Annotated in this window: 24 protein-coding genes and 1 tRNA gene; 11 read left to right on the top strand and 14 right to left on the bottom strand. The window is 61.9% G+C overall.

Features of this window, described 5'->3' with window-relative positions; genetic code table 11:
- Window positions 1-25: 25 nt before the first annotated feature.
- Window positions 26-376: a hypothetical protein gene (locus AB3X95_RS25885; RefSeq protein ID WP_368622917.1), complete on the bottom strand. Its 351-nt coding sequence runs from the start codon at window positions 374-376 to the stop codon at window positions 26-28.
- A 215-nt stretch (window positions 377-591) separates the two neighbouring features.
- The gene (locus AB3X95_RS25880; protein ID WP_368622916.1) at window positions 592-1641 is read right to left on the bottom strand and encodes an oxidoreductase; all 1050 of its coding nucleotides are present in this window, start codon (window positions 1639-1641) and stop codon (window positions 592-594) included.
- Window positions 1642-1889: 248 nt separating this feature from the next.
- Between AB3X95_RS25880 and AB3X95_RS25875 the strand changes: the two genes are divergently transcribed.
- Window positions 1890-3974: a UvrD-helicase domain-containing protein gene (locus AB3X95_RS25875; RefSeq protein ID WP_176109948.1), complete on the top strand. Its 2085-nt coding sequence runs from the start codon at window positions 1890-1892 to the stop codon at window positions 3972-3974.
- A gap of 116 nt (window positions 3975-4090) precedes the next feature.
- Here the strand turns inward: AB3X95_RS25875 and AB3X95_RS25870 are convergent, their stop codons facing one another.
- Complete coding sequence (locus AB3X95_RS25870; protein WP_176368587.1) at window positions 4091-4990, bottom strand: cytochrome c5 family protein; 900 nt, start codon at window positions 4988-4990, stop codon at window positions 4091-4093.
- A 307-nt stretch (window positions 4991-5297) separates the two neighbouring features.
- Between AB3X95_RS25870 and AB3X95_RS25865 the strand changes: the two genes are divergently transcribed.
- The 3 genes from AB3X95_RS25865 (at window position 5298) to AB3X95_RS25855 (ending at window position 7724) form a co-directional block, all read left to right on the top strand.
- A tRNA-Arg gene (locus AB3X95_RS25865) sits at window positions 5298-5373 on the top strand.
- A 377-nt stretch (window positions 5374-5750) separates the two neighbouring features.
- A complete protein-coding gene (locus AB3X95_RS25860) occupies window positions 5751-6032 on the top strand; it encodes a hypothetical protein (RefSeq protein WP_368622915.1) in 282 nt (93 codons plus the stop codon).
- A gap of 357 nt (window positions 6033-6389) precedes the next feature.
- Complete coding sequence (locus tag AB3X95_RS25855) at window positions 6390-7724, top strand: SEL1-like repeat protein (RefSeq protein ID WP_368622914.1); 1335 nt, start codon at window positions 6390-6392, stop codon at window positions 7722-7724.
- A gap of 165 nt (window positions 7725-7889) precedes the next feature.
- Here the strand turns inward: AB3X95_RS25855 and AB3X95_RS25850 are convergent, their stop codons facing one another.
- The 11 genes from AB3X95_RS25850 to AB3X95_RS25800 form a co-directional block, all read right to left on the bottom strand.
- A complete protein-coding gene (locus tag AB3X95_RS25850) occupies window positions 7890-8324 on the bottom strand; it encodes a P27 family phage terminase small subunit (protein ID WP_368622913.1) in 435 nt (144 codons plus the stop codon).
- A gap of 203 nt (window positions 8325-8527) precedes the next feature.
- Window positions 8528-8914, bottom strand: a complete 387-nt coding sequence (locus AB3X95_RS25845; protein ID WP_368622912.1) for a hypothetical protein — start codon at window positions 8912-8914, stop codon at window positions 8528-8530.
- 11 nt (window positions 8915-8925) lie between these two features.
- Window positions 8926-9243, bottom strand: a complete 318-nt coding sequence (locus AB3X95_RS25840; protein ID WP_368622911.1) for a hypothetical protein — start codon at window positions 9241-9243, stop codon at window positions 8926-8928.
- The gene (locus AB3X95_RS25835) at window positions 9240-10325 is read right to left on the bottom strand and encodes a phage major capsid protein (RefSeq protein ID WP_368622910.1); all 1086 of its coding nucleotides are present in this window, start codon (window positions 10323-10325) and stop codon (window positions 9240-9242) included. Before AB3X95_RS25835 ends, AB3X95_RS25840 begins: the two co-directional genes overlap by 4 nt.
- 68 nt (window positions 10326-10393) lie before the next feature.
- Complete coding sequence (locus tag AB3X95_RS25830; RefSeq protein WP_368622909.1) at window positions 10394-10657, bottom strand: hypothetical protein; 264 nt, start codon at window positions 10655-10657, stop codon at window positions 10394-10396.
- Window positions 10654-10953 carry a hypothetical protein gene (locus AB3X95_RS25825; protein WP_368622908.1) on the bottom strand — a complete coding sequence of 100 codons (300 nt, stop codon included), beginning with the start codon at window positions 10951-10953 and terminating at the stop codon, window positions 10654-10656. The genes AB3X95_RS25830 and AB3X95_RS25825 overlap by 4 nt, the downstream gene beginning before the upstream one ends.
- 56 nt (window positions 10954-11009) lie before the next feature.
- Window positions 11010-12236 carry a hypothetical protein gene (locus AB3X95_RS25820; protein ID WP_368622907.1) on the bottom strand — a complete coding sequence of 409 codons (1227 nt, stop codon included), beginning with the start codon at window positions 12234-12236 and terminating at the stop codon, window positions 11010-11012.
- A gap of 340 nt (window positions 12237-12576) precedes the next feature.
- Window positions 12577-12777, bottom strand: coding sequence for a helix-turn-helix transcriptional regulator (locus AB3X95_RS25815; protein ID WP_368622906.1), 201 nt, complete (start codon window positions 12775-12777; stop codon window positions 12577-12579).
- 144 nt (window positions 12778-12921) lie between these two features.
- Window positions 12922-13464: a hypothetical protein gene (locus AB3X95_RS25810; protein ID WP_368622905.1), complete on the bottom strand. Its 543-nt coding sequence runs from the start codon at window positions 13462-13464 to the stop codon at window positions 12922-12924.
- Entirely contained in the window at window positions 13461-14612 is a 1152-nt protein-coding gene (locus AB3X95_RS25805) for a tyrosine-type recombinase/integrase (RefSeq protein WP_368622904.1), read from the bottom strand. The genes AB3X95_RS25810 and AB3X95_RS25805 overlap by 4 nt, the downstream gene beginning before the upstream one ends.
- Before the next feature lie 295 nt (window positions 14613-14907).
- Entirely contained in the window at window positions 14908-15039 is a 132-nt protein-coding gene (locus AB3X95_RS25800) for a hypothetical protein (protein ID WP_309235106.1), read from the bottom strand.
- A 167-nt stretch (window positions 15040-15206) separates the two neighbouring features.
- Here AB3X95_RS25800 and AB3X95_RS25795 point away from each other — a divergent pair, with 167 nt between their 5' ends.
- Genes AB3X95_RS25795 through rffA form a run of 7 tightly spaced genes read left to right on the top strand, consistent with a single transcriptional unit; the run spans window position 15207 to window position 22414 of the window.
- The gene (locus AB3X95_RS25795) at window positions 15207-17462 is read left to right on the top strand and encodes a glycosyltransferase (protein WP_368622903.1); all 2256 of its coding nucleotides are present in this window, start codon (window positions 15207-15209) and stop codon (window positions 17460-17462) included.
- Window positions 17459-18157, top strand: a complete 699-nt coding sequence (locus AB3X95_RS25790; protein ID WP_176368585.1) for a WbqC family protein — start codon at window positions 17459-17461, stop codon at window positions 18155-18157. The genes AB3X95_RS25795 and AB3X95_RS25790 overlap by 4 nt, the downstream gene beginning before the upstream one ends.
- A gap of 26 nt (window positions 18158-18183) precedes the next feature.
- Window positions 18184-19008 carry a phytanoyl-CoA dioxygenase family protein gene (locus AB3X95_RS25785; protein ID WP_368622902.1) on the top strand — a complete coding sequence of 275 codons (825 nt, stop codon included), beginning with the start codon at window positions 18184-18186 and terminating at the stop codon, window positions 19006-19008.
- 12 nt (window positions 19009-19020) lie between these two features.
- Entirely contained in the window at window positions 19021-19656 is a 636-nt protein-coding gene (locus AB3X95_RS25780) for a class I SAM-dependent methyltransferase (protein ID WP_368622901.1), read from the top strand.
- Entirely contained in the window at window positions 19569-20318 is a 750-nt protein-coding gene (locus tag AB3X95_RS25775; RefSeq protein WP_254906083.1) for an acetyltransferase, read from the top strand. Before AB3X95_RS25780 ends, AB3X95_RS25775 begins: the two co-directional genes overlap by 88 nt.
- Window positions 20315-21244, top strand: coding sequence for a hypothetical protein (locus AB3X95_RS25770; protein ID WP_368622900.1), 930 nt, complete (start codon window positions 20315-20317; stop codon window positions 21242-21244). The genes AB3X95_RS25775 and AB3X95_RS25770 overlap by 4 nt, the downstream gene beginning before the upstream one ends.
- A gap of 9 nt (window positions 21245-21253) precedes the next feature.
- The gene (gene rffA / locus AB3X95_RS25765; protein WP_176368581.1) at window positions 21254-22414 is read left to right on the top strand and encodes a dTDP-4-amino-4,6-dideoxygalactose transaminase; all 1161 of its coding nucleotides are present in this window, start codon (window positions 21254-21256) and stop codon (window positions 22412-22414) included.
- Window positions 22415-22739: the final 325 nt, after the last annotated feature.

Genomic DNA, 22739 nt, shown 5'->3' with positions numbered 1-22739 from the left:
TTGTCAAATAAAGGGCCGGGAGCGCTCACTCGCCGATCGCATGAGCCGCATTGTCCAGTTCCTGGTTCAGCACGCGCTGTTCTTCCGCGGACAAACCGCCACGGTGTTGCGAGGCCATGTCACGCGCTTCCTGACGGATCGTCTCGAGGCGGTGATGCAGCGCGGCGCCTTGCGGCGGTGGGTAATAGCCCTGATTCACCCGAGTGTCGATACGGCGCGCGAGATTGTCGATGCGGCCCTCGACCTGATGCAGGCGCTGGTCCGCGATCTGCTGCGGAGTGGGGCTCGGGTGCGGGGCCGGCGGCGGCGTTACCACGCAGGCGGCGACGGAGCCGAGCAGTGCGCATGCAACAAGGGCACGGATGATTCGAGACATGGATTCTCCAGGAGTCGTTGTCGTATCGATTGCTACCTCGCTAGCAACGGATGACGAGGAACGCCCGCTGACTCGGCAGCGGGCGAATTTGTAACGTTATGTTCCTTTCTGGAACGTCAGGAAAGGCCCGCGCCGACGGCCTTTGCGGCGCGGAAGGTCATCCTGTTTTCGGTACACAGACCGCGCGAGCACGGTGCCACGCGCAGCGGCAAGGCTCAGCGAATGCGCTCGAACGGCAGCCGCACGCCTTGCTCGGAGCTGCGCGCGGCCAGTTCGATGATCGTCATTACGTCGACCGCGTCGCGCGTGCTGACCGGAAATGCGACGCCGTTCTGGATCGTATCGGCCAACGCAATATAGAAGCCTGCGTACTCGCCGTTGCGGGTGGGCAATTCACGTTCGACTTCCTGGTCGCCTTCGAGCACGCGCAGCACGCCGGGGGTGTTGCCGGCGCCGAAGCCTGCGTCGCCGGGGCGCAGGCCGGCTTTCAGCTGATCTTCCTGGGTGTCGAGGCCGTGTTTCACATAGCTGCCGCGCGTTCCATGGATCGCAAAGCGCGGTCCCGGCAACGCGGTCAGCGCGCTTGCATGCAGCACGACCTCGAACTCCTCGTAGCCGAGCAGGATGTGCACGTAGTCGGGTGCGCTTGCGTCGTCGCGATGCGTGCGCACCGTCGCCGAGACGGTCTGCGGTGCGCCGAAGAGGGCGAGCGTCTGGTCGATCAGGTGCGGACCGAGATCGAACAGCAGACCGCCGCCGCGCGTCACATCCTCGCGCCAGCGCTGACGCACGCCCGGCCGGAAGCGGTCGAAATGCGATTCGTAATGCGTGACGCGACCCAGTTCCACGCGCGCGAGCAGGTCGCGTACGGTCAGAAAATCGCCGTCCCAGCGGCGGTTGTGAAAGGGTGCGAACAGCTTGCCGCGGGCGAGCGCGATATTGGCAAGTGTGTGGGCGTCGGCGGCGCTCAGCGTGACAGGCTTGTCGACGACCACGTGCTTGCCGGCTTCGAGCGTGCGGCGCGCGAGGTCGAAGTGGGTGTCGTTGGGCGTCGCGATCACGACGCAGTCGATGTCGTCGAGCGCGAGCAACGCGTCGAGATCGGCGACGATCTTCGCGTGCGGATAGTCGGCGTGCGCTCTCTCGGATTGCCCGGTCGCAATCGCGGCGACGCTCGCGCGTCCGCAATGTTCGATCACCGGTGCGTGAAACGTCGCGCCGGCGAAGCCGTAGCCCATCAATCCAACCTTCAGCGATGCGGACATGCGATTCTTCCTGAGGAACGGCGCGCCGCCTTGCCACCGCGGCGGCGGCGCGCAATCTCATCATTGTGGCATTTGTGGGCTGGACCGGGGGCTGAGCATCACCCCATCGCGCAGTCCATCGCGGTTGTCCATGTTAACATCGCACCTCTCGCGCGCATCGAGCCGCGCAGCATGTCCCGGGCCTTCGGCCGGCGTCTCCCGCCGGTCCGACCTCAGCGGCCCTCAACCGTCTCACCCATCCACAAACGATGTCCGCAGGCCTGAACCCCGCTCAAAGTGAAGCGGTCCGTTATCTCGACGGTCCCTGTCTCGTACTCGCCGGCGCCGGCAGTGGCAAGACGCGCGTGATCACGCAGAAAATTGCTCACCTGATCGAAGCGAAGGGCTTCGAGCCACGCCACATCGCCGCCGTCACGTTCACGAACAAGGCCGCGGCGGAAATGCGCGAGCGCGTCGGCAAGCTGCTCGAAGGCAAGACGCTGACCGCGCCGGGCAAGGAAGGCCGCAAGGTGCCCGTGAACCAGCTGACGGTGTGTACCTTCCATTCGCTCGGCGTGCAGATCCTGCGGCAGGAGGCGGAACACGTCGGCCTGAAGCCGCAGTTCTCGATCATGGATTCCGACGACTGCTTCGGCATGATCCAGGAACAGGTCGGCTCGACGGACAAGGGCTTCATCCGCAAGATCCAGTCGATCATCTCGCTGTGGAAGAACGGCCTGATCATGCCCGAGCAGGCGATCGCGACCGCATCGACCGAGGACGAGCATCAGGCGGCGATCGTCTATCGCAACTACGTGGCGACGCTGCATGCGTACCAGGCGGTCGATTTCGACGATCTGATCCGCCTGCCCGCCGAGCTGTTCGCGAGCAACGAGCAGGTGCGCGACCGCTGGCAGAACAAGCTGCGCTATCTGCTGATCGATGAGTATCAGGACACCAATGCGTGCCAGTACGAACTGGTGAAGCTGCTGGCCGGCAAGCGCGCGGCATTCACGGCGGTCGGCGACGACGACCAGGCGATCTACGGCTGGCGCGGCGCGACCCTCGAGAACCTCGGCCAGCTCGGCAAAGATTTTCCGAATCTGCACCTGATCAAGCTCGAACAGAATTACCGCTCGACGGTGCGTATCCTGACCGCCGCGAACAACGTGATCGCGAATAACCCGAAGCTGTTCGAGAAAAAGCTGTGGTCCGAGCACGGCATGGGCGACACGATCACGGTAACGGGCTGCAACGACGAGGAGCACGAGGCGGAGTCCGTCGTGTTCCGGCTGTCCGCGCACAAGTTCGAGCGGCGCGCGAATTTCCGCGACTACGCGATCCTGTATCGCGGCAACTTCCAGGCGCGCATCTTCGAGCAGGTGCTGCGCCGCGAACGGATTCCGTACGTGCTGTCGGGCGGCCAGTCGTTCTTCGACAAGGCCGAGATCAAGGACATCTGCGCGTACCTGCGCCTGATCGCCAATGCGAACGACGACCCCGCGTTCATCCGTGCGATCACGACACCGCGCCGTGGCGTCGGCAATACGACGCTGGAGGCGCTCGGCGCGTTCGCGGGCCAGGCAAAGGTGTCGCTGTTCGAGGCGGTCTACATGGGCGGCATCGAGGCGCGTCTGTCGCCGCGTCAGATCGAGCCGATGCGCGCGTTCTGCGACTTCATGCAGCGCCTGACCGACCGTGCGGAGAAGGATGCGGCGGGCACGCTGCTCGACGAGCTGATGGAAGCGATCCACTACGAAGCGTATCTGTACGACGCGTTCGACGAACGCCAGGCGCAGGCGAAGTGGCAGAACGTGCTCGAGTTCATCGAGTGGCTGAAGCGCAAGGGCACGAAGGAGGAGCCGGCGGCCGGCAGCGAGGCGACCGGCTACGACACCGCCGACGGCCTCGGCGACACCGGCAAGAACCTGCTCGGCCTGATCCAGACGGTCGCGCTGATGTCGATGCTCGAAGGTCGCGAGGAAGATCCGGATGCGGTGCGGCTGTCGACCGTGCATGCGTCGAAGGGGCTCGAGTATCCGCACGTGTTTCTGGTCGGCGTCGAGGAAGGCATCATGCCGCATCGCGGCGGCGCGGACGACGAGCCGATCGACGACGCGCGCATCGAGGAGGAACGCCGGCTGATGTACGTCGCGATCACGCGCGCGCAGCGCAGCCTGCATCTGAACTGGTGCAAGAAGCGTAAGAGGGCGCGGGAGACGATCGTCTGCGAGCCGTCGCGCTTTATCAACGAGATGCTGCTCGACGATGCGCCGCCGCCGACGCCGGAAGAGGCGCCGATGTCGCCGAAGGATCGGCTCGCGAGTCTGAAGGCGCTGTTGCAGAAGGCGTGAGCGGGTGAGGCTTCAAGTGCCTGCCCGGTGCGGTTGCTTATCGTTGCGCATAAAAAATCCCTGCATCGCGTTAGCGCATGCAGGGATTTTTCGTTTAGCGGCTGATCCCGCCCGTTTTACTTCACCGCGCTGACCATATAGTCGACCGCGGCCTTCACGTCCGCATCCGAAGCATTCGAGCCGCCCTTCGGCGGCATCGCGCCCTTGCCGTGCAGCGCGAAGTTGTAGACCGTGTCCATCGAGTCCTTCAGGCGCGGCGCCCATGCTTCCTTGTCGCCGAACTTCGGCGCATTCAGCACGCCGGCCGCGTGACAGGCCTGACATACCGACTGATACAGCGCCTTGCCGGCCTGCGACGCATCCGCGCTTTGCGCGCCGCCTGCTGCCGGGGCGGGAGTCTGCGGCACGCTGGCCATGGCGGCCATCGCCGCGGCGGCCTGGGCCGCGCCCGCGTCCGATGCGGCTGCCGTACCGGATGCCGCAGCGGCACCCGATGCCGCGGCTGCGCCCGCCGCCGGCTGCGCCGGCTCGGGGAAGCTCGCGCCCGAATTGTTCGCCATATAGACGACCGCGCGCGCGATCTCGAAGTCGCTGTAGTCGTCGGGGCTCGTGCCGCCGCGCGGCGGCATCGCGCCCTTGCCGGACAGCGCGGTGTGCCACAGCGTGTCGAAGCCTTGCGCGATGCGCGGCGCCCAGTCGCCGGTGTTGGTGAATTTCGGCGCGCCTGCCGCACCCGACGCGTGACACGCTGAGCAGACCGCCTTGTAGACTTCCTCGCCGCTCTTGTAGACGCGCGGCGCATTGGCGTCGCGGATTTCGACCCGGGCGATTGGATGGATGCGGGAGTTGACTTCGGCTTCGGCGAGGGAGTCGGTGCCGGCGCCGGTGCGTGTCGAATTATCGACGTAGACGGCGAGCAGGACGATGATGACGATTGGCACAGCAAACCCGGCGATGACCGCGGCGACGAGCTGTGCTGGGGTTTTGATCGGGGCTCCGTGTGGTGCTTCGCTCATGCTTGTCTCGTCTCCGTGGGTATGTGAGCGGTACAGCGCGACGGCAACTTCTTGTTCTTTATCAGCCACGGACGATTATAGACGCAAGGTTTCGGCGGCGGCGAGGGGGCCTGGATGGTGTTCAGCAGGCGTTTACCCGCATCGGCATGGACGATGGCGGGACTCGGGGAAGAAGTTGGAGCGGGCGTCGGAGGCCGTCCGGTGGACGGTTCGGCCGAAACCGGGTATCCTTGCGGTCTCTCGCGTTGGCGTCGCGTCCGTTCTGGTTGTCGCGCTTTCGTGTTAATTCCCCGCAGTTTGTAGTGATGCGCCCGTAGCTCAATGGATAGAGTACTGCCCTCCGAAGGCAGGGGTTGCTGGTTCGATCCCAGCCGGGCGCGCCAAGTCAGTCAAGGCTTTCAGCGATTTTCCAGTACGTAGCGGCAGGCCAGTACGTAAAAAGTACGTAACTAAGCGGCGCAGTACGTAGCGGAGTACGTATCCGCTCCCCCTCACAGCAGCACCCCCAATGGCACCCATGCGGTGCTTTTTTTACGTCTGTGCTCCAGCGCATAATCCCGAGGCGCACTCACAGGGGGAAGGACATGGCCGATGGGCGCTTTGGGATGCTCTGCAGCGACTTCGGGAGGCCTGCAGGCGCAGGCATAGGGCACCGCCTGATGAGCCCCCAAATCTGTGGAGTCACAGTTATGCACCGCGCGCATAATCTCGCGAGCAGCATGAATCCAATGCTGGATCGTTGTTCACGAGGAGGAAGGCCATGTCGGACGGAAGGATTGCAACGCCTGTGATCGCATGGCTCGACACGCCTGCACGAGAGCGCCTGCAGGAACTCTGCAGCGGCATGAATGCGGTCCCGGAACGGCTTGCTGGGGATTTGTTGACTCGGGCCTTGCATGAGTACACGCGAGGGCAGCAGCGGGCGCAAAGTCTCCGAGAGGAGCAGGCTGAGAGGATTACCGAGGCAGAGATGGCCAAGGGTCCGCAGAGGAAGGTGGTGGTTCGCAGCCAGAAGGAATGGGCGAACGGCAAGCGAAGGTGAATGTGTGCCTCCCAAGCATTGCCCGGATCACATGCGACCATGCGATCCGGGCTCCTTTTACTCCGCCGCGCGTCCAGCGGGGAATTACCGGAGCATCAAAAGGCACGTCAGCAGCATAGCCTTGCGAGCAAGGGAACATGAAGTCATGTGTATAAGTCGGGACGTCATCGAACAGACACCGTCAGAGCCAGCGAAAGCTGCTGGAACACAGGTGGCGAAAGTCGGCCCCGACCTTCCTGACGCTCGGCGCGTACGCTTGCATCTCTCAAAACGACCCTAAACGGACAGTGAAGTCAGTGAAAAGGAGACATTCGGCGTTCGATATACTTGGCGAAAATTAAGACATCAGGGGCGCGTATGCGGGGCAAACTGAAGGGAATCTCATTGGCGAGAGTGGCTTCGTCGATCGTGCGCGATGACTATCCGGCCAAATCGGTGCGACTGGTTGCAGCGCTAATTGGAATATTGTTCGAAGTTCACGTGTGTGCGGCAGCAATGTCAATCGACGATGCGCAAAAGGATGTCTCGAGAGCAATACAAAGCAAGAATGCGAGCGCGGTAGATCAATTGCGGCACGCGGCGGAATCAGGTGACCCCGTTGCACAAGATTGGCTCGGTGTGTATTACGCGGCGGAAGGAGATTTTGTTCATGCCGCCGAGTGGTACCGCGCAGCAGCGAGTCAGGGCTATCCCGCGGCGCAAAACAATCTAGGCTTGCTTTATGACAGCGGGCACGGCGTCCCAAAAGACCCCGCTTTAGCGTTTGAGTGGTTTCATAAGGCTGCGGAGCAAGGTCTAGCAGATGCTCAGAGCAACATTGGGTTCGCCTACTCTCACGGTCGTGGTGTCCCGCAGAGCTACCCCGATGCGATCGAGTGGTATAGGAAGAGTGCAAATAGCGGAGACGCCGTTGCGCAGATGAACATGGGCGTCATGTATGAGAGAGGACGAGGTGTGCAGCAGAGCTACGCTTGGGCCGCTGGGTGGTATCGCATGGCCGCGGAGCAAGGGAAGGCACACGCGCAGTACGCCTTGGGCAGAATGTATGACATCGGCGAAGGCATAGAAAAGGACGAGACCCAAGCCGCGAACTGGTACAGAAAGGCAGCTGTGCAGGGTGATGTCAAAGCGGAGTACAACTTGGGGCGGTTATATGAGTTCGGGCGAGGCGTACATCAAGACTATACGCAAGCCATGCATTGGTTTAGTGCCGCCGCCGAACAGGGAGATGCTCTGGCTCAGATCGGCGTGGCCTCGCTTTACGAAAACGGCTGGGGCGTAGTGCAGAACGGTCCCCTAGCTGTCCAATGGAATCGAAAAGCCGCCGAGCAGGGTAATCCCTTCGCCGAATTTAACCTGGCGCTGATCTACGACTGTGGTCGAGGCGTGCCTCAGGATTCGGCTCAAGCGCTACAGTGGTATCGGAAGTCTGCGGACCGGGGACTTGCCGAGGCGCAATACAACCTCGGTTTCATGTATGCCCGCGGCGAGGCAGTCCCACGGAACTACGTGAAAGCTTACGCGTTATATGCGCTGGTCGCCCAAAGTGATTTTCAGCAAAAAAGTCGCGCAGCCTCTGTCAGGGATCGACTCGCGTCCAAAATGACAACAGCGCAGATAAAAGCGGCGCAAACGCTGACGCTCAATATGCGAGAGAAAGGCGTGCTCACGGCACTCGACTATCCCGATTGACTCCGAGGAGTAGATTGTCACCAATCTGGACTCGTCGGTCCAGTGACCGGTTGTGGCCGAACTGAGACCGACGGCTGACACCGTCTGTCAAATCAAGTCCAGATTTCTACAAGCATGCTATGTGCGGACGGATATTCGCGTGCGCCGCCCGCCTCGCACTATTCCCTAGTCCCCGAAGAACCTGCGCGCGATCTCTTCGTCCTCGGTTGCCTCGTCCATAAGCTCCACTGCAGACAGGTCCAGCATCGCGCGCCCTACCGGGCTCACGCCGAAGCGCATGGCAATGCGTTCGTAGATCATCAGGGCCTTGTTTGCAGCGCCCACCAGCGGGTTCTGGATGTGGTTGCCGTTGGACGTGCGGATGATCACGCCGTTGGTCTGCGGGTCCTTCCTCGCCATCATCGCCAGCGCCTTCTCTGCCCTGTACCAGCGCGCGTAGGCGAGGCAGCACCCGGCGAGCAGGCCACGGTCGAGCGGCTTCGCGAGCCCTGCGGGAGCCATGCTCGCGAGCATCCGTTTCCACTCCTCCAGGGCGTCCGGGTCTTCCTGCACAAGCTCGGGCGGCTCGGGCAGTTTGCGCGAAGGCTTAATGCTCGCCATCCCTCTACCGTGGCGGGAGGTGCGGTGAGTGCCCTGTACGAGGTGCAACTCGCGGGGTTTACGGGGTGTTGGCACGGCGGTCGGCCCCTGTTGATGAAGCGGCTTCGATTGAAAAAATGTGAACAATTGGGGTGTCCAAGGCCCCTTCCGTTCGGGCGACACTCCCCCCCTGCCTCTCGTCGCCGCCCGCGCGCCTGCCCTGTCTACTTGAACACGACACTGCCTTTGCCGGGGCGCTTGCGCGGAGGCTTCGCAGTCGTGCCCACCTTCGCCGTGGCGCTGCTGCCTGCAATGCCACGAGGGAGGAGCACGCCGACGCCGCCGTCGAGTTCAACGAGCACGCGTGCCGTCGCATCGTCGAGCGGTCTGCCAGCCTCGCGAATGATGGCCGCACTGACGACACGGGAACGCGCTGCCGCGTGCCGCACAGCCAGTCCAGCCATTGCGCGTGCCACTTCCAGATCGCTCATGAGGCCAACGTGCTCGCCTGCACCTTCGTGTGCGAGGATGCGACGCGATACGGTGTCGAGGGACCGTCCCTCAACGATGGTGGATGCCAGCAGCGTTGCTCTTGCCTTTGCCGTAGCCATACCTGCCTCCCTCAGTTGATCGTGCGTGCATCGAGGAACGGGATGACCACATGCCGCTGGTCTGCCTGCCTGTCTATGAACTCGACCAGCAGGTTCGGCGCGCCGTCGAGGTCGATGATGCCCACGTTGGTGATGCACTGCAGGCCGACCGCCAAGATTGCATCGTGTGCCAGTGCTGCCACACGCACGAGCATCTGCGCCTCGGATGCGTCGAGCGCTCTGCCGATGTCCTGCGACACGCACGAGAGGAGTTCCGCAGTCAGGGTGTTCAGCGCCGGGGTCGGCCCCTGCGCGTCGTGCGCGTTGCGCTCCAGATCGTGGCCGGTCATGCCGTCTCTCCCTTCGTCTTGGTCTGCTTCTGCAGCACGGCAGGAGTCGTCGCCGCAGGCGCTGCGCGCGTCGGTGCTTCCGCTCCGAGCATCGGCGCATCATCGACCCACACGCAGGTATCCGCGAGCGGCTTCCAGTAGCAGAAGAGTTCGCTTCGCAGCGCGGCGCAGTTGGACTGCCACAGCGAGAGCAGGGTCTGCGACCCGTTGTCGTCGAGCGTCATCGTGGCGTGCGTTGCCATCGCAGGCACAATCGGGCCGTCATAGACCGCGATGCGCGAGGCATCCACGAGCGCAATCATGCCATCGGGCGCGCCGTTGACGACGATTGCAGGCAGGCCGAGCAGGAAGCCGCCAGCCGCGCCGAGCGTCGATTCGATGCCGAACTCGTCCACGAGCGCGACCGCCATCTTCGGTGAGAAGAGCCAGAAGGCGCGGCTCAGATCGCCCGCGAACGCGTTGATGAGCATTGCAGCGTCGGCGGTAAGCGAGCCGGTCGAGGGCAGCGGAGCCGTGCCGTAGAGCGCGCCACCGGGCGAGGTAGCAGAAGGCGCATCGTTGCTCGCGAAGGTGGCGTTCAGTTCATCGGTTACGGCGCGCACGAGGTCGCGCTGCAGTGCCGCGTCGATCTGGTCGCTGCCGATCTTCAGAAGCTCTGCCGACACGACAAGCGTTGCAGTAACCTTGCGCACTTCCATCGGGCTGATGGCGAACTCCGCGCCGCTTATGGGTTTGAGCGCCGCTTCCGCCACCCACGAGGCAACCGCGCCCGCGACCTGCGTCGCGATGGCCTTGAACGGAATCACGTTGCGCCAGCCACCCGGCACGGCAGAGGCCACGAGGCCGAGCACCGAACGGCGCGCGACAAGGCGCACCACCTCGGGGTCGGAGACTGTCACCGCGTCGTCGTCCGAGGTGACAAGGCTCCCGGTTGCCGTGATCTTCGTCGCGCGCTCGAAGAACTCACGCGCGCCTGCATCGGATCGGATCGAGAGCGCCTGCCGCGCGCGCAGTTTGAGGTTCGAAACGTTGTCGTCGCGGGACGCCGCGAGCAGTCGAACCACCTTGAGAAAATCCCCCATGCCTGCCTCCTGTCCGTTGATCGGTTTGCCGGGTTCCGGCCTATGCAATTTCTGCATAACGCGAGGCGTCAGTCCAATCCGTGCTGCGCGTCCTTTTCGGAATCCGCGAGGAAGGCCGCGATTGTGTGCAATGGATACCACCTGTGACGCGCGTAGCGGCGCGTCGGTTGCAGCGGACTGCGGCCCTCGTTGATCCACAACCGTAACGCCGCTGCGCTCACGCCGAGCAGGAGTGCGGCAACTGGCTCGCTGACCTCTCCGATGCCAGAGATCACATGGCCGCGCTCTTCGCACCACGCGCGCAACACCTGCTCGATCTCCTCTGCGTTCACCGCACGAGCCGCCACGGGTCGAGGAGCTTCGCCCGGTATCCGTGCCGTCCTTTCAACAGCACGCGAACCTCGCCCGCACTCTTCTCTGCCTCTTCGCCGCCGGAGGCAGAGATTGTCACTGCGTTCGCGGTGGTCCCTCCGACCTGCGACAACACGAACATCGCTTCGTCAGCGGCGCGCGCGCGGTCGCTCAACAGCGTGGAGAACGTGGTTCCGCTGCCGCTTCCTCTGCCACTCGGCGCGGACGCCATCGCCCGCAACGGGCCCTGCATGATGTTCAGATAGACCTCGGTCATTGCCTGTCTCCCTGCTGCATCGTTGAAACGAGAAGGGCGCATCTCTGGTTCTCCGGTTAGTGCCTCGTTTCATTGCCTGCGTGGGAAAAGGAGCCCGCCGCAGCGGGCCGGTTAAAAAGACGCTTGCCTGCTGCCTCCTGCTGCTGCGCGTTGCTCTTCTGTGCCTTCATGCGTGCGTAGAGCGCGCTGCCCACGAGATGCCATGTCGGAGCCTTGCCGGTGCTCTGCGCCTTCTCTACCGCGTCGAGGCACGCGGCCTCGAACAGCGCTTCGTCTACATCGCGGTTCAGAACGAGCCACGTGCCGATGTCGAGACGCGTGTGCGTGGCACTCCACGAAGGCCGATCGATGTGCCGGAAGAGAATCGCCTCCCGCGCCTGCGCCGCAGCGATCTCCTCCTTGCTGTACTTGTGCGAATGCGCTCCTCCGACAACCGACGCGCGCTCCTGCACGATGACGCCGAGCGCATAGTCAATCGCGCTCCAGTGCGGTGCAGGCCCCTTCGATTTGCCCGCTGCCTGCACGAACGCTGCGCGCAGGTCTTCGAGGGTCGCACCTTGCCTCTGACGATCGCTCCAGTCCTTCTGCGGATCATCCCGACCTCGCACGACGCATTGCGCGACGATGCCTTCGAAGGTTGTCTCTTCTTCGCTTTCATGCGGCTGCACAGTGCGCGTTTTGCAGCGCACTGCTTCGGCGGTTTGCGCACCGTTCACGCATTCACTCCGTAGATCGGTTGAAGGTTCACCTGCGGCCGTAGCTGCGCGCTGCGAAACGCGCGCAGTGCCGTCGTTGCTTGTTTTAAAACGCTCTATAGAACGCTCCTGTAAACGCTCTAAAACGCTAGTACCGCATGGTGAGGTAATCCGAGGGGTCCGATGCGGTAATCCACCGTTGTTCATGCGGTAATCCGACACCTCGGATGCGGTAATCCGCTTGGCGGCGAACCTCTGCTGCTTCGCACGACCACCCACAAGGTACTCGTCCCAATCGATGTTCTCGGGATAGAGTTCGTGCAGACGGTGCATGTCAACGCGCCGGGCGATCTGCTTCTTAGGCTTCGGATTCTTCGGGTCGGGCGGGATCACAAAGTCGGGCAGGCGCACCGTAAGCCCTTTGCGGTCGAACTCGGTGAGCACGCGCTGCGCGGTCGCCTCGCTCACGCCTGCGCGATATGCGATCTTCAGCGCGGACGGCCACACCACGCACTCGTCATCCTTGATGTGGGCAACGAGCGCGCGGGCGACCGTCTGCCTCGCATCGGGAAAGGCGTGCGAATCCAACGCAAGGTCTGCCTTGCGACGCGCGCTCGGGTTCTCTGCAGTCACTTCGCGAGGAGCGCTCATGACGATGCCTCCTGCAGCGCTTGCGACGCCGCGACAGGAGCGCTAAGCTGGCGATGCTTTAAGCGCCTATCGCAGCCCGCGCCCCCTATGCGGGCTTCTTTTTTCCTGCTCTGCCTGCTGTTCATCTTCACCCTCCGTAACAAATTGGTTGCGTGCGCAAGCACCGCGCGCAGTGATGCGCGCAGTGAACCTGCGTCCCTTGGGGTGTCCTCTATTGCGCGGCGAACTGTCTGTGTGTGCGCGGCCCGACTGATGCGAGCCTGCGGTGATGCGGGTGCTATGCGGCGGCGGTGCTCTCCGTCATGCGCTCGACCCATGCGCGCAGCGCCTCATCCGTCACGAAGACGCGCCGACCGATGCGCGTGCGCGCAGGCCCTTCTCCACGGACCCACAGGTTGTGCAGCGTCGCGATGGACACGCGGGCGCGCTCAGCCGTCTCCGGGATCGTGAAGTATTGTCCGATAAATTGAGTGTTCATTAGCACTCCCTCTCTGTAGGTTTGCCCCGCTCTTCGTTAATAGAGCGGTTGAGAGGGAGATTAGAGAGCTTGGCTGAGGGCAACTAGCCTAGAACGCCACCCTGATCTATGTGCATAGTTACGGGTGGCGATCTATTGCAGTTGTTACGGCTCCTCATCGGGCGCGCCGAACTGATGCCGGTAGTCCGCGAGGTAGAAGTCCCGCGCCTCGCGGTAGCTATCGTGGTCATACACGTTGCTACGGAAGCTCACGGGGTCAACATCAGGGTATCGCTCGCACAGTTCCCGGATTGCCTGCGCCACGAAGCGCTTGCCGGGGCGCGCCGCCACGTCATATGCAACCTCGCGCAGTAGATCCAGATTGCGCTGTCGCCGGGGACTTGCGGCGTCGTGCTTCTCGCCAAAGAGGTAGGGTGAGTGCTTCTCCCACCGCACGCGCTCGGCCTTCGTCCTGGGCTCCCTGAGGAAATGAAGCACGAGCACGTGCGCCGCAATCTGCTCCGGCGTCGGGGCCTCCGGCAGCGGTGGGGTGGTCCCTGCGAACACCTGAATGGCGAGGCGCAGCAGATCGGCCTCGGCGCGGTGCTCCTCCCGCTCTACTTCTGCGGAGCCGTCGCGGTCGAAGAGCGCCAGATATTCCGCCCACTTCGCAGCCAACCCGGCGCGAGCCTTCTCCAGATCGATCATGCCGCCCCCTGATGCACAAGAGAGGGCATCGCGTCGAGCATCGCGCGCAGCGTGCTCGCATCAGCGTGCTCGTAGTGCTTCGCGATCATCTCGACCGAGGTTCCTGCAATGCGCGCCACGAGCACCGATGTCATGCCGCCCGCGATCAGTGCCGTGATTGCCGAGTGCCGCAACGTGTAGGCCACAATATCCGCCCCGAAGCCAGCGACGGTCGCGGCCTCGCGGAACCCGTCGCGCCACTCGAAGCGCGTCCACTGCAGGCCGTTCGCCTGCGTGAAGATCAGCGCTGCAGGCAGCTTGTCCTTTACCTCTGCGCGCAGGAAGTCCACGGCCTGCGTGGAGACCGGCACGACGCGCCTCCCTGTCTTGCCGTCTAGCGCAAGCGTCCCGGCCTTCGCGTCGAAGTCCCGCACGCGCAGCGCTGCGATCTCTCCAGGGCGCGACGGGATCAGCGCCAGTGCGCTCATGAAGGGGCGCAGCGCGTCAGGCATTGCAGAGAGCAGGCGCGCAGTCTCATCCGGCGTGAGCACGGCCTCCCGGCGCTTGCCGACGCCTTTGTACTTCGCAACCGTTTTCCAGCCCGCGTCGGTCGCAACGAGCCTGTCCTTCATGGCCTTGTTCAGCGCCGCCTTCAGGCTCGCGAGGTTCCTGTTCGCGCTGTCCTTCGCGCGGCGCAGGTCGTCCGGGTCGTCTGCCTCTGCGCCGTCTACCTGCCCGTGCAGCCACTTCTCGATGTGCGAGGTGCGAAGCCTGTCCAGCGCGATCAGGCCAATCGGAGCGTCGTCCACGAGTCGCCGGAAGCGCCCCGCAGCGTCCTTGCCTGCGTCCGCGCTCTTGCGATGCGTGATGTCGAGCACGTAGGCGGCGCAGGCCTCCTTCACGGTCGGAGCCTTGGCAGTGACGCCGTTCTCGGTGGAGAGCGCCCACCGCTCGGCCTCGCGCTTCGCGTCATCGAACGATGCAAGCTCTCCGAGCGAGCGGAAGTCGTAGCCCTTCGCCTCGTTGCGTCGGCGCGCAATCCACGAGCCCCCGTCTGCCGTCATTTTGCGGAACCCGAGATGCAGGCCTTCCGTCAATTTGTGCCAGTACGGATCACGGCGCAGAGCCAGCGCTGCACGACCCTTTTTTGTGGTGATGTCCTGTTTCATGGCGCTTCCTGTTCCTTCCGAGTACGTAACCAGTACGTAACTATAGAGCGATTTAGGCTCCTCTAACACTGTTTATGAAAATCCATATGCGTGTAAAATCAATCGCTTATAGATTTGTCTGGATAGTGTTAGAGTGAATCCTCTTCCCTCCGAAGGCAGGGGTTGCTGGTTCGATCCCAGCCGGGCGCGCCAAGAATTCTTCCCCCTGAAGTTCATAGTCGGCGGTCGATTGCCCGGGCAAGGCACGCTCGTCAATCCGCTCCCGCGCCGCGCTTCGCCAAAATCGCCCCGGTAATCAAATCGAAAGACGATCGGCGCGCGCATGGCCGTCGGCCTGCGCGCGGGCGAGCAACGCCGCGCCGGCCGCTCGCAGCGTCACGCACGACGCATGAAGCGCCGACTCCAGCTCCTCGATCGCCCCCGTCAAACACGACGCATTACCGCCGATTCTTCTGGATCAATGGACTAGCAGAGGAATTGGCGAGGATTTGACCGTTAGTTCGGGGGTTTGTTTGAGCCCAATCCGATTTAGTCTCATCCTCGTCTATAGCGATGCGCTGATCGGCTCCCCCCTTCCCGGCAAAGTAGAAATTCATGAATCGCCAGCTGCAATTGTTTGCCAAGCTCAACTCGCCGTACTACGTCTATGCACCGGATTTCACGCTTGCATCCGGCGGCATTCGCGCGATGCACTACCTGTGTCATGCGCTCAATCTGGCAGGCGAAGAAGCCTACGTCATGACCGACAAGGTGTCTCCCGGTCTGCGCACGCCCACGCTCACGCTTAAGGAGGCCGAGCGTCATCGCGCCGAAAATCGCGAGCCGATCATCGTTTATCCGGAGGTCGTGAGCGGCAATCCTTCCAACGCCCGCCACGTCGTCCGCTATCTGCTGAATGTGCCGGGCTTTCTGCATCAGAAAGGATATACGTGGGGCGCCGACGACCTCATTTACGCGCATGGAAGCTGTGTCGTTCCTGCGGGTGTGGAAGCGGATCTGCTGCAACTGCCGCTCATCAATACGAGCATTTACAACCGCGACGGCGTCGACGATACGAAGCGCTCGGGCAGTCTGGTCTTCATTAATCGCTATTTGGGCCGCGGGGGGCAACTCAGTCCGATTACGGAAGGGTGCACGGAAATATCGTTCCGTGTCGCGCGGCGCACGCCCGAACAGCTCGCCGCGCTTTATCGGTCGGCCGAATTCCTCTACACGTACGAGCCCTCGACAGCCTGCTTCGAAGCGATGCTGTGCGGATGCCCGGTCGTGTACCTGCCGAATAACGTAATGCTCGACATGCCGCCGCCGAGCTACCTGACCGATGTCGGTTCGGCGTGGGGCAATTCGCCCGAACAGATCGAGCATGCGCGGCGCACGATCCATCGCGTTCCCGAGGTCTACGAGCAGGTCAATCAATCGTTCCTGCGCGAACTCGAAGCTTTCATCGATCGGACTCAAGCGCGTGTGCGCAAAATCGCGTCCGCGCAAGCCGCGCAAGCCGCGCAAGCCGCGCAAGCCGCGCAAGCCGGCCTGATTCCCGCAAAAAAGCGCGTGATTTTGTTGTCGGCCGATCCCGCGGGCGCCACCGCGCCGCTCATGCGCCTCATCAAGCCGCTGGGTCTCGCGCCGGACGACTGGGAAGTCGTGTCCGGGTTGCAGGACGGTCAGGTCAAGGTCGACCTTACGAATCCGCCGCAACTGATTGTGCTTCAACGGGCCATCGTCGGCATGTTCTCGCTCGATGCGCTGAAACAGTTGTTCCGTCTCGGCATCCCCATTGTCTACGATACGGACGCGCGTTTCGATGCGCAGAGCGAGCAGTTCAAGGCATCGATCGACTATGCCGTGCAACATGCCCATGCGGTAATCGTGGCCAATGAGCAATTGGCCGAAGCGTATCGCGCGATTTCGTCGCGCGTGCATGTCGTACCGAGCCAGGTGGTATTCGAGCTCTTCGAACATCCGGTTCGCGCGGCCGCGCCGGTGGTTCGTATCGGTATATTCAGCAATTCGCTCGAAGCGTCGAATTTCGCGGTGCTCGACAAAGCGCTTCGCAAGATTCATGACCGTTACGGCAACCAGGTCAAATTCGCGTTCGTGGGCGAGACATCTCCTGCGGGCTGGGGTGCAGGCCGGGGCGCCCGGTTCGTCAAAGTCGCGCCGACGCTCGACGAGCGCGCGCGTCAAATGCATGAGCTCGAACTCGATATCGCGCTTGTGCCGCTCGACAATACCGCGTTCAATGAAAGCGGCTCGACGGCGTCGTATCTGGAATTCTCCGCGGCCGGTATGGCCACCATCGCGAGCGCGCGCGCGGCGTTTGGCGCGGCGATCCAAAACGGTTACGACGGCTTGCTGGCGAACGACACCGAGCAAGACTGGATCGATGCCATCGGCAAATTGATCGAGACGCCGTCGCTGCGCCGGCAACTGGCGCATACGGCGCAGGCCAAGGTGCGCAGATGGCATTCGCTGCGCGAATTGCCCGCGTCTTTGGAAGGCGCGCTAATGAGCGCGTTGGGTGTCGAACAACCCGCGCCGCCGTCGCAAACGGAGAGTGCGTCGGAAATCGTGCGCGGCGTGCTCGTTCTCGATCCCGAAGGTTGCGGCGAGCAGATCGACCGGACCTTCGGTTATATCGACTCCACGCCGTACAAGGATTTGATTCGTGTCGTGCTGACTACGCAGCAGGACACCCTGCCGGAATGGACGACGAAATTGCGATATCTGAAAGCCGCCAATCCGCGGGAATATGAAGCCGCCGCCGCTCAACTGCTCGCGCTGCCGACTTTCGATTGGGCGCTTGTGACCGAGGCGGGAACCATTCGAGCAGGAATGCAAGTGCAATGAAAAGAGTCGCCATCGTCCAATCCAACTACATTCCGTGGAAAGGATATTTCGACATGATCGCGGCCGTCGACGAGTTCATTCTCTACGACGATATGCAATACACGCGACGCGACTGGCGCAATCGCAATCAGATCAAAACGCCGCAAGGCGTTCAATGGCTGACGGTGCCCGTGCGCGTCAAGGGCCGTTACGACCAGAAAATCAATGAAACGGAGATAGACAGCGATACGCCCTGGGCCGGCAATCACTGGAAGGCGCTGACGCAGAACTACCGCCGGGCGCCGCACTTCGAAGAAATTGCGGCCTGGCTTGCGCCGTTCTACGAGGAAAAATCGTTCGTCTTGCTTTCGGATCTCAATCGAAGTCTGATCAGCGAGATTTGCGGGTATCTGGGCATCAAGACGCGTATTACGAGTTCGTCGGATTACGTGCTGGCGGATGGCAAAACGGAGCGGCTGGCCGATCTCTGTGCGCAAGCCGGGGGGGCGACCTATATCTCGGGACCGGCGGCGAAAGACTACGTCGACGAGAGCATTTTTCAGAATGCCGGAATCGAATTGCAGTGGTTCGAGTACGCCGGGTATCCCGAGTATCCGCAGCAGTGGGGAGAGTTTACGCACGGCGTGACCATCCTGGATCTGCTGTTCAACTGCGGGAAATCCTCGGCGCAGTATATGAAGTACGTCGCGTCGTGATGTCGGAAGACGGGAAAACTGAAACCATGTTCGTCGAACGCACTGTCCCCACCGCCCGTTACGGCATAACGGAACAGATCCAGGGAACCTCCGAAGCAGAACTCGCCGCCGAAAGCCTCCGCAATGTCGGCTATGCCGTTCTCGACGCCGGATACGACGCCGCCGGTTTGCAGGCATTGCAGGCGGAATTCGAACGGGTGCGCCATGCCTATATCGATCATTTCGGCGAAGAACGCCTGCGCCGTCTGAACGAGTTTCATACGGTGCGCTCGCCGCTGACGCTCGATAGCCGCTCGTTCCTCGACCTGGCCTTGAATACGGCGCTACTCGATACGCTCAGGTGCACCATCACCGGGACGTTCATTCTGAATCAGCAGAATGCACTGGTGAATCCGCCTGGAGAGGCGTACAGCCAGGCCGCGTGGCACCGGGATTTGCCGTACCAGCATTTTGTGGCGTCGCGTCCGATCGCCATCAACGCGCTCTTTTGCGTCGACGATTTCACGAGCCAGAACGGTGCGACCTTTATTCTCCCGGCCTCGCACAAGTCCGAGAAATTCCCGAGCGACGAGTACGTGCGCCGCAATGCGCTTCAGGTCGAAGCCAAAGCCGGCTCGTTCATTCTGCTGGACTGCATGCTTTACCACTGCGGCGGCATCAACAGTTCGCCATTGCAACGCCGCGCGGTGAATCACGTATTCACCATTCCGTACCTCAAGCAGCAGATCAATATTCCAGCCAATCTGGCTTCGGCGGCGTTGACGCCCCGGGATCAGGCGATCCTAGGCTTCGGTCATCAGGAGCCCGCCTCTGTCGATGCTTATTTCGCGCAGCGCGAATCGCGACAGTAATCAGGAAAAAATATGACCCGCAATAACGACACGATTCACGCCGAAGTGGCGAAGTACTACAGCGGCAAGCTCAGCGAGCACGGGGAAAGCCCGCGCGGCGTTGACTGGAACGGCGAGGAAGGCCAGACGCTGCGATTCGTCCAGCTTTCCAAAGTGATCGCCCCGGATCGACAGTTTTCGATCAACGATATCGGCTGCGGGTACGGCGCGTATTACGACTTTCTGTCGACGACGCATCGCGATTTCAGTTATGTCGGCACCGACATCAGCAACGACATGGTGGTCGCCGCGCGCAATCGCCATGCAGAAGCCGATAACGCGAAATTCCTGCTTACCGAACGCCCCGCCGAGCCGGCCGACTATAGCGTGGCGAGCGGCATTTTCAATGTGCGGATGGAGCGCACGGACAGCGAGTGGCTCGACTACGTCAAAGCAACGCTCGATGTGATCGCCGAATCCAGTCGTGAAGGTTTCTCCTTCAATTGTCTGACGTCGTATTCCGACCGCGACAAGATGCGCGACTACCTCTATTACACCGACCCGGCCTGGGCATTCGATTTTTGCAAGCGCCGTTATTCCCCGCACGTCGCGCTGTTGCACGACTACGGTTTGTACGAGTTCACCATCCTCGTAAGGCAGAAACCATGAAGAAACCCTTGGTGATTTTTGGCGCCGGTGACATTGCTGAGCTCGCGCATTTCTACTTCACGCACGATTCGGATCGTGAAGTCGCCGCGTTTACGGTCGACGAGGCCTGGATCGACAAGCCGGTGTTCTGCGGTCTGCCGGTGGTTGCGTTCGAATCGCTGGCCTCGACTTACCCCGCTGACAAGTACGACATCTTCATCGCTCTGAGTTATTCGAAGCTCAATGCGATTCGCAAAGAGAAATATCTAGCGGCGAAGGCAATGGGTTATGGCATCGCCAGCTATGTCAGCTCGCGTGCGTATGTGCCGGACCCCAACCGGATCGGCGAGAACTGTTTCATCCTCGAAGACAACACGATCCAGCCGTTCGCCACGATCGGCAACAACGTGACGCTCTGGAGCGGCAATCATATCGGCCATCACTCGCAGATCGGCGATCACACCTTCGTGGCTTCGCACATTGTCGTGTCGGGCGGGGTAAAGATCGGCGAGCAGTGTTTTATCGGCGTCAATGCGACGCTTCGCGATCATATTCAGATCGGCGATAAATGCGTGGTTGGCGCCGGCGCCATCCTGTTGGCCAATGCCGAAAGCGAAGGCGTCTATATCGGCCAGGCGACGGAACGTTCGCGCGTTCCCAGCACGAGGCTCCGCGGGATATGAACAGGACGCTACGGTGGGAGAAGCAGCGATTGATCTTCTGCCCGCCCGAAACAGGAGGGCATCCCAAACTGCTTTCGCACGCGGCTAATCCACTGCCTTTGCAGCTGGACGGCGACGTCTATCGCATCTTCTATAGCGGCCGCGATGAGCAAAATCGCTCGTCGGTCGGCGCGGTCGATGTCGATATTGTCCGGCGCGAGATTGTCGCGACGCATCGCGAGCCATTCCTGATCCACGGCCCCGCAGGCAGTTTTTACGCCGCCGGCGTGAGTATCGGCAATTGCTATGTCGCGAACGGCATCCGCTACATGCTGTTCATGGGCTGGCAAAACCCCGAAGGCGGACATTGGCGCGGAGATATCGGCCGGGTGCCCGTTACCGACGATCTGATGCTCGACGAAAGTCGCGTCGAAATGCTGATGGGCTCCGATGCCTGCGATCCCGTCAGCTTGTCGTATCCGTGGGTGATGGACGCCGAGGGCGGCGGTTTGCAGATGTGGTACGGCTCCACCGTGACGTGGAATGCCGGTAACGGCGAAATGCTGCACGTCTTCAACTACGCCACCTCCGACGACGGCGATCAGTGGGTCCGTCACGGTCAGGTCGTGCCGCATCAACTCGGCGCGGCACAGGCGTTTTCTCGCCCCACCGTTTGTCTGCATCCGCAAGGCGGCTACGAGATGTGGTTTTCGTATCGCAGCGGCAGCGGCACGCCTTATCGGATCGGTTATGCAAAAAGCGCCGACGGCAAAAACTGGGTGCTCGCGCTCGACGAAGTCGGCATCGAGCCATCACCGCAAGGTTGGGACGCCAACATGATCGAATACCCGTACGTGTTCGATCATAAAAACGAACGATACATGCTTTACAACGGCGACCGGTTCGGAGCGACTGGATTCGGACTCGCAATTCTGCGTCGAGACTAGGGTCATAAAATGAAAAAGATCCCGTTCAATCAGCCCCATATGGGCGGCAAAGAGCTGTTCTATATTGCACAGGCTCACATCAACGGAAAACTGGCCGGCGACGGCCCGTACACCAAGCGATGCCACACCTGGCTGGAAACGACGACCCGCTGCGATAAAGCGCTGCTCACGCACTCGTGCACCGCGGCGCTCGAAATGGCCGCGCTATTGCTGGATATCCAGCCCGGTGACGAAATCATCATGCCGTCCTATACCTTCGTATCGACGGCCAATGCGTTCGCATTGCGCGGCGGCATTCCGGTATTTGTCGATATTCGGGAAGACACGCTCAATCTCGACGAGCGTCTGATCGAAGCCGCAATCACGCCGCGTACGCGCGCGATCGTGCCGGTGCATTACGCAGGCGTTGCGTGCGAAATGGACACGATCATGGAGATCGCGCAACGCCATAATCTCAAGGTGGTGGAAGACGCCGCGCAAGGGGTGATGGCGACGTACAAGGGACGGGCGCTCGGCAGCATCGGCGACCTCGGCACCTACAGTTTCCACGAAACGAAAAACGTGATTTCGGGCGAAGGCGGCGCATTGCTGGTCAATCGGCCCGAATACGCCGAAGCTGCGGAAATCATCCGTGAAAAAGGCACGAACCGAAGCCAGTTTTATCGCGGCCAGGTCGATAAGTACACGTGGCAATCCATCGGTTCGTCGTTTCTGCCCGGCGAGCTGATTGCCGCTTTTCTTTGGGCCCAGCTGGAAGAGGCCGAGCAGATCACGAAAACGCGACTGGAAAACTGGTCGCGCTATCACGCCATGCTGGAGCCGTTCGAGGCGAAAGGCATGCTAAGGCGGCCTATCGTTCCGGAGCACTGCCAGCACAATGCGCATATGTATTACGTGCTGGTCGAATCGCTCAACGAGCGACAGCGTATTCTGGAACGGCTGCGTCAAAACGGGATCGATGCGGTCTTTCACTATGTGCCGCTGCATTCTTCGCCTGCGGGGCTGCGTTATGGCCGCACGCACGGCTCGCTCGCGGTGACGGAATCGCAGGCGAACCGGCTGATCCGGTTGCCGCTTTGGCTCGGCATGACGGAGGCCGACCAGCAGCAGGTGACTCGCGCATGTGCTGCGTTCCAGATTCGAGAAGGGAATTTCGTCGAGGCAGTATAGAGCCCCCAGGTTGAGCCTTCCGGCGTCGGAAAAGGGGGCGAAGATCGAGGACGAGGCAGCTTTGCCGGCGGTCGCAGCCGAATGCGAAGGCACCCGAACATGAGCGGGGGGACTCACGCGGACGAAACCGGGATCGTTGAGGATATGCCGCCAGGGAGATCGCCGGACGGCGGTGCGCGTCGCGCACAGGCCTAATTGGTCGGGTCTGAAAAATTCGAAGAGCCCTGTGCAACAAGGGTTTAAAGCGGAAAGTGGTTGATGCATTTGCAGGAACCTGGCATTTTATGGGTAATTTCCTGCAAATTCTGTCGAGGTCTGGATGGGT

It is taken from the genome of Paraburkholderia sp. BR13444 (genome assembly GCF_040948755.1).
In the GTDB taxonomy this organism is placed as follows: Bacteria; Pseudomonadota; Gammaproteobacteria; order Burkholderiales; family Burkholderiaceae; genus Paraburkholderia; species Paraburkholderia youngii.
This window is presented reverse-complemented; position numbering and strand designations above follow the sequence as displayed.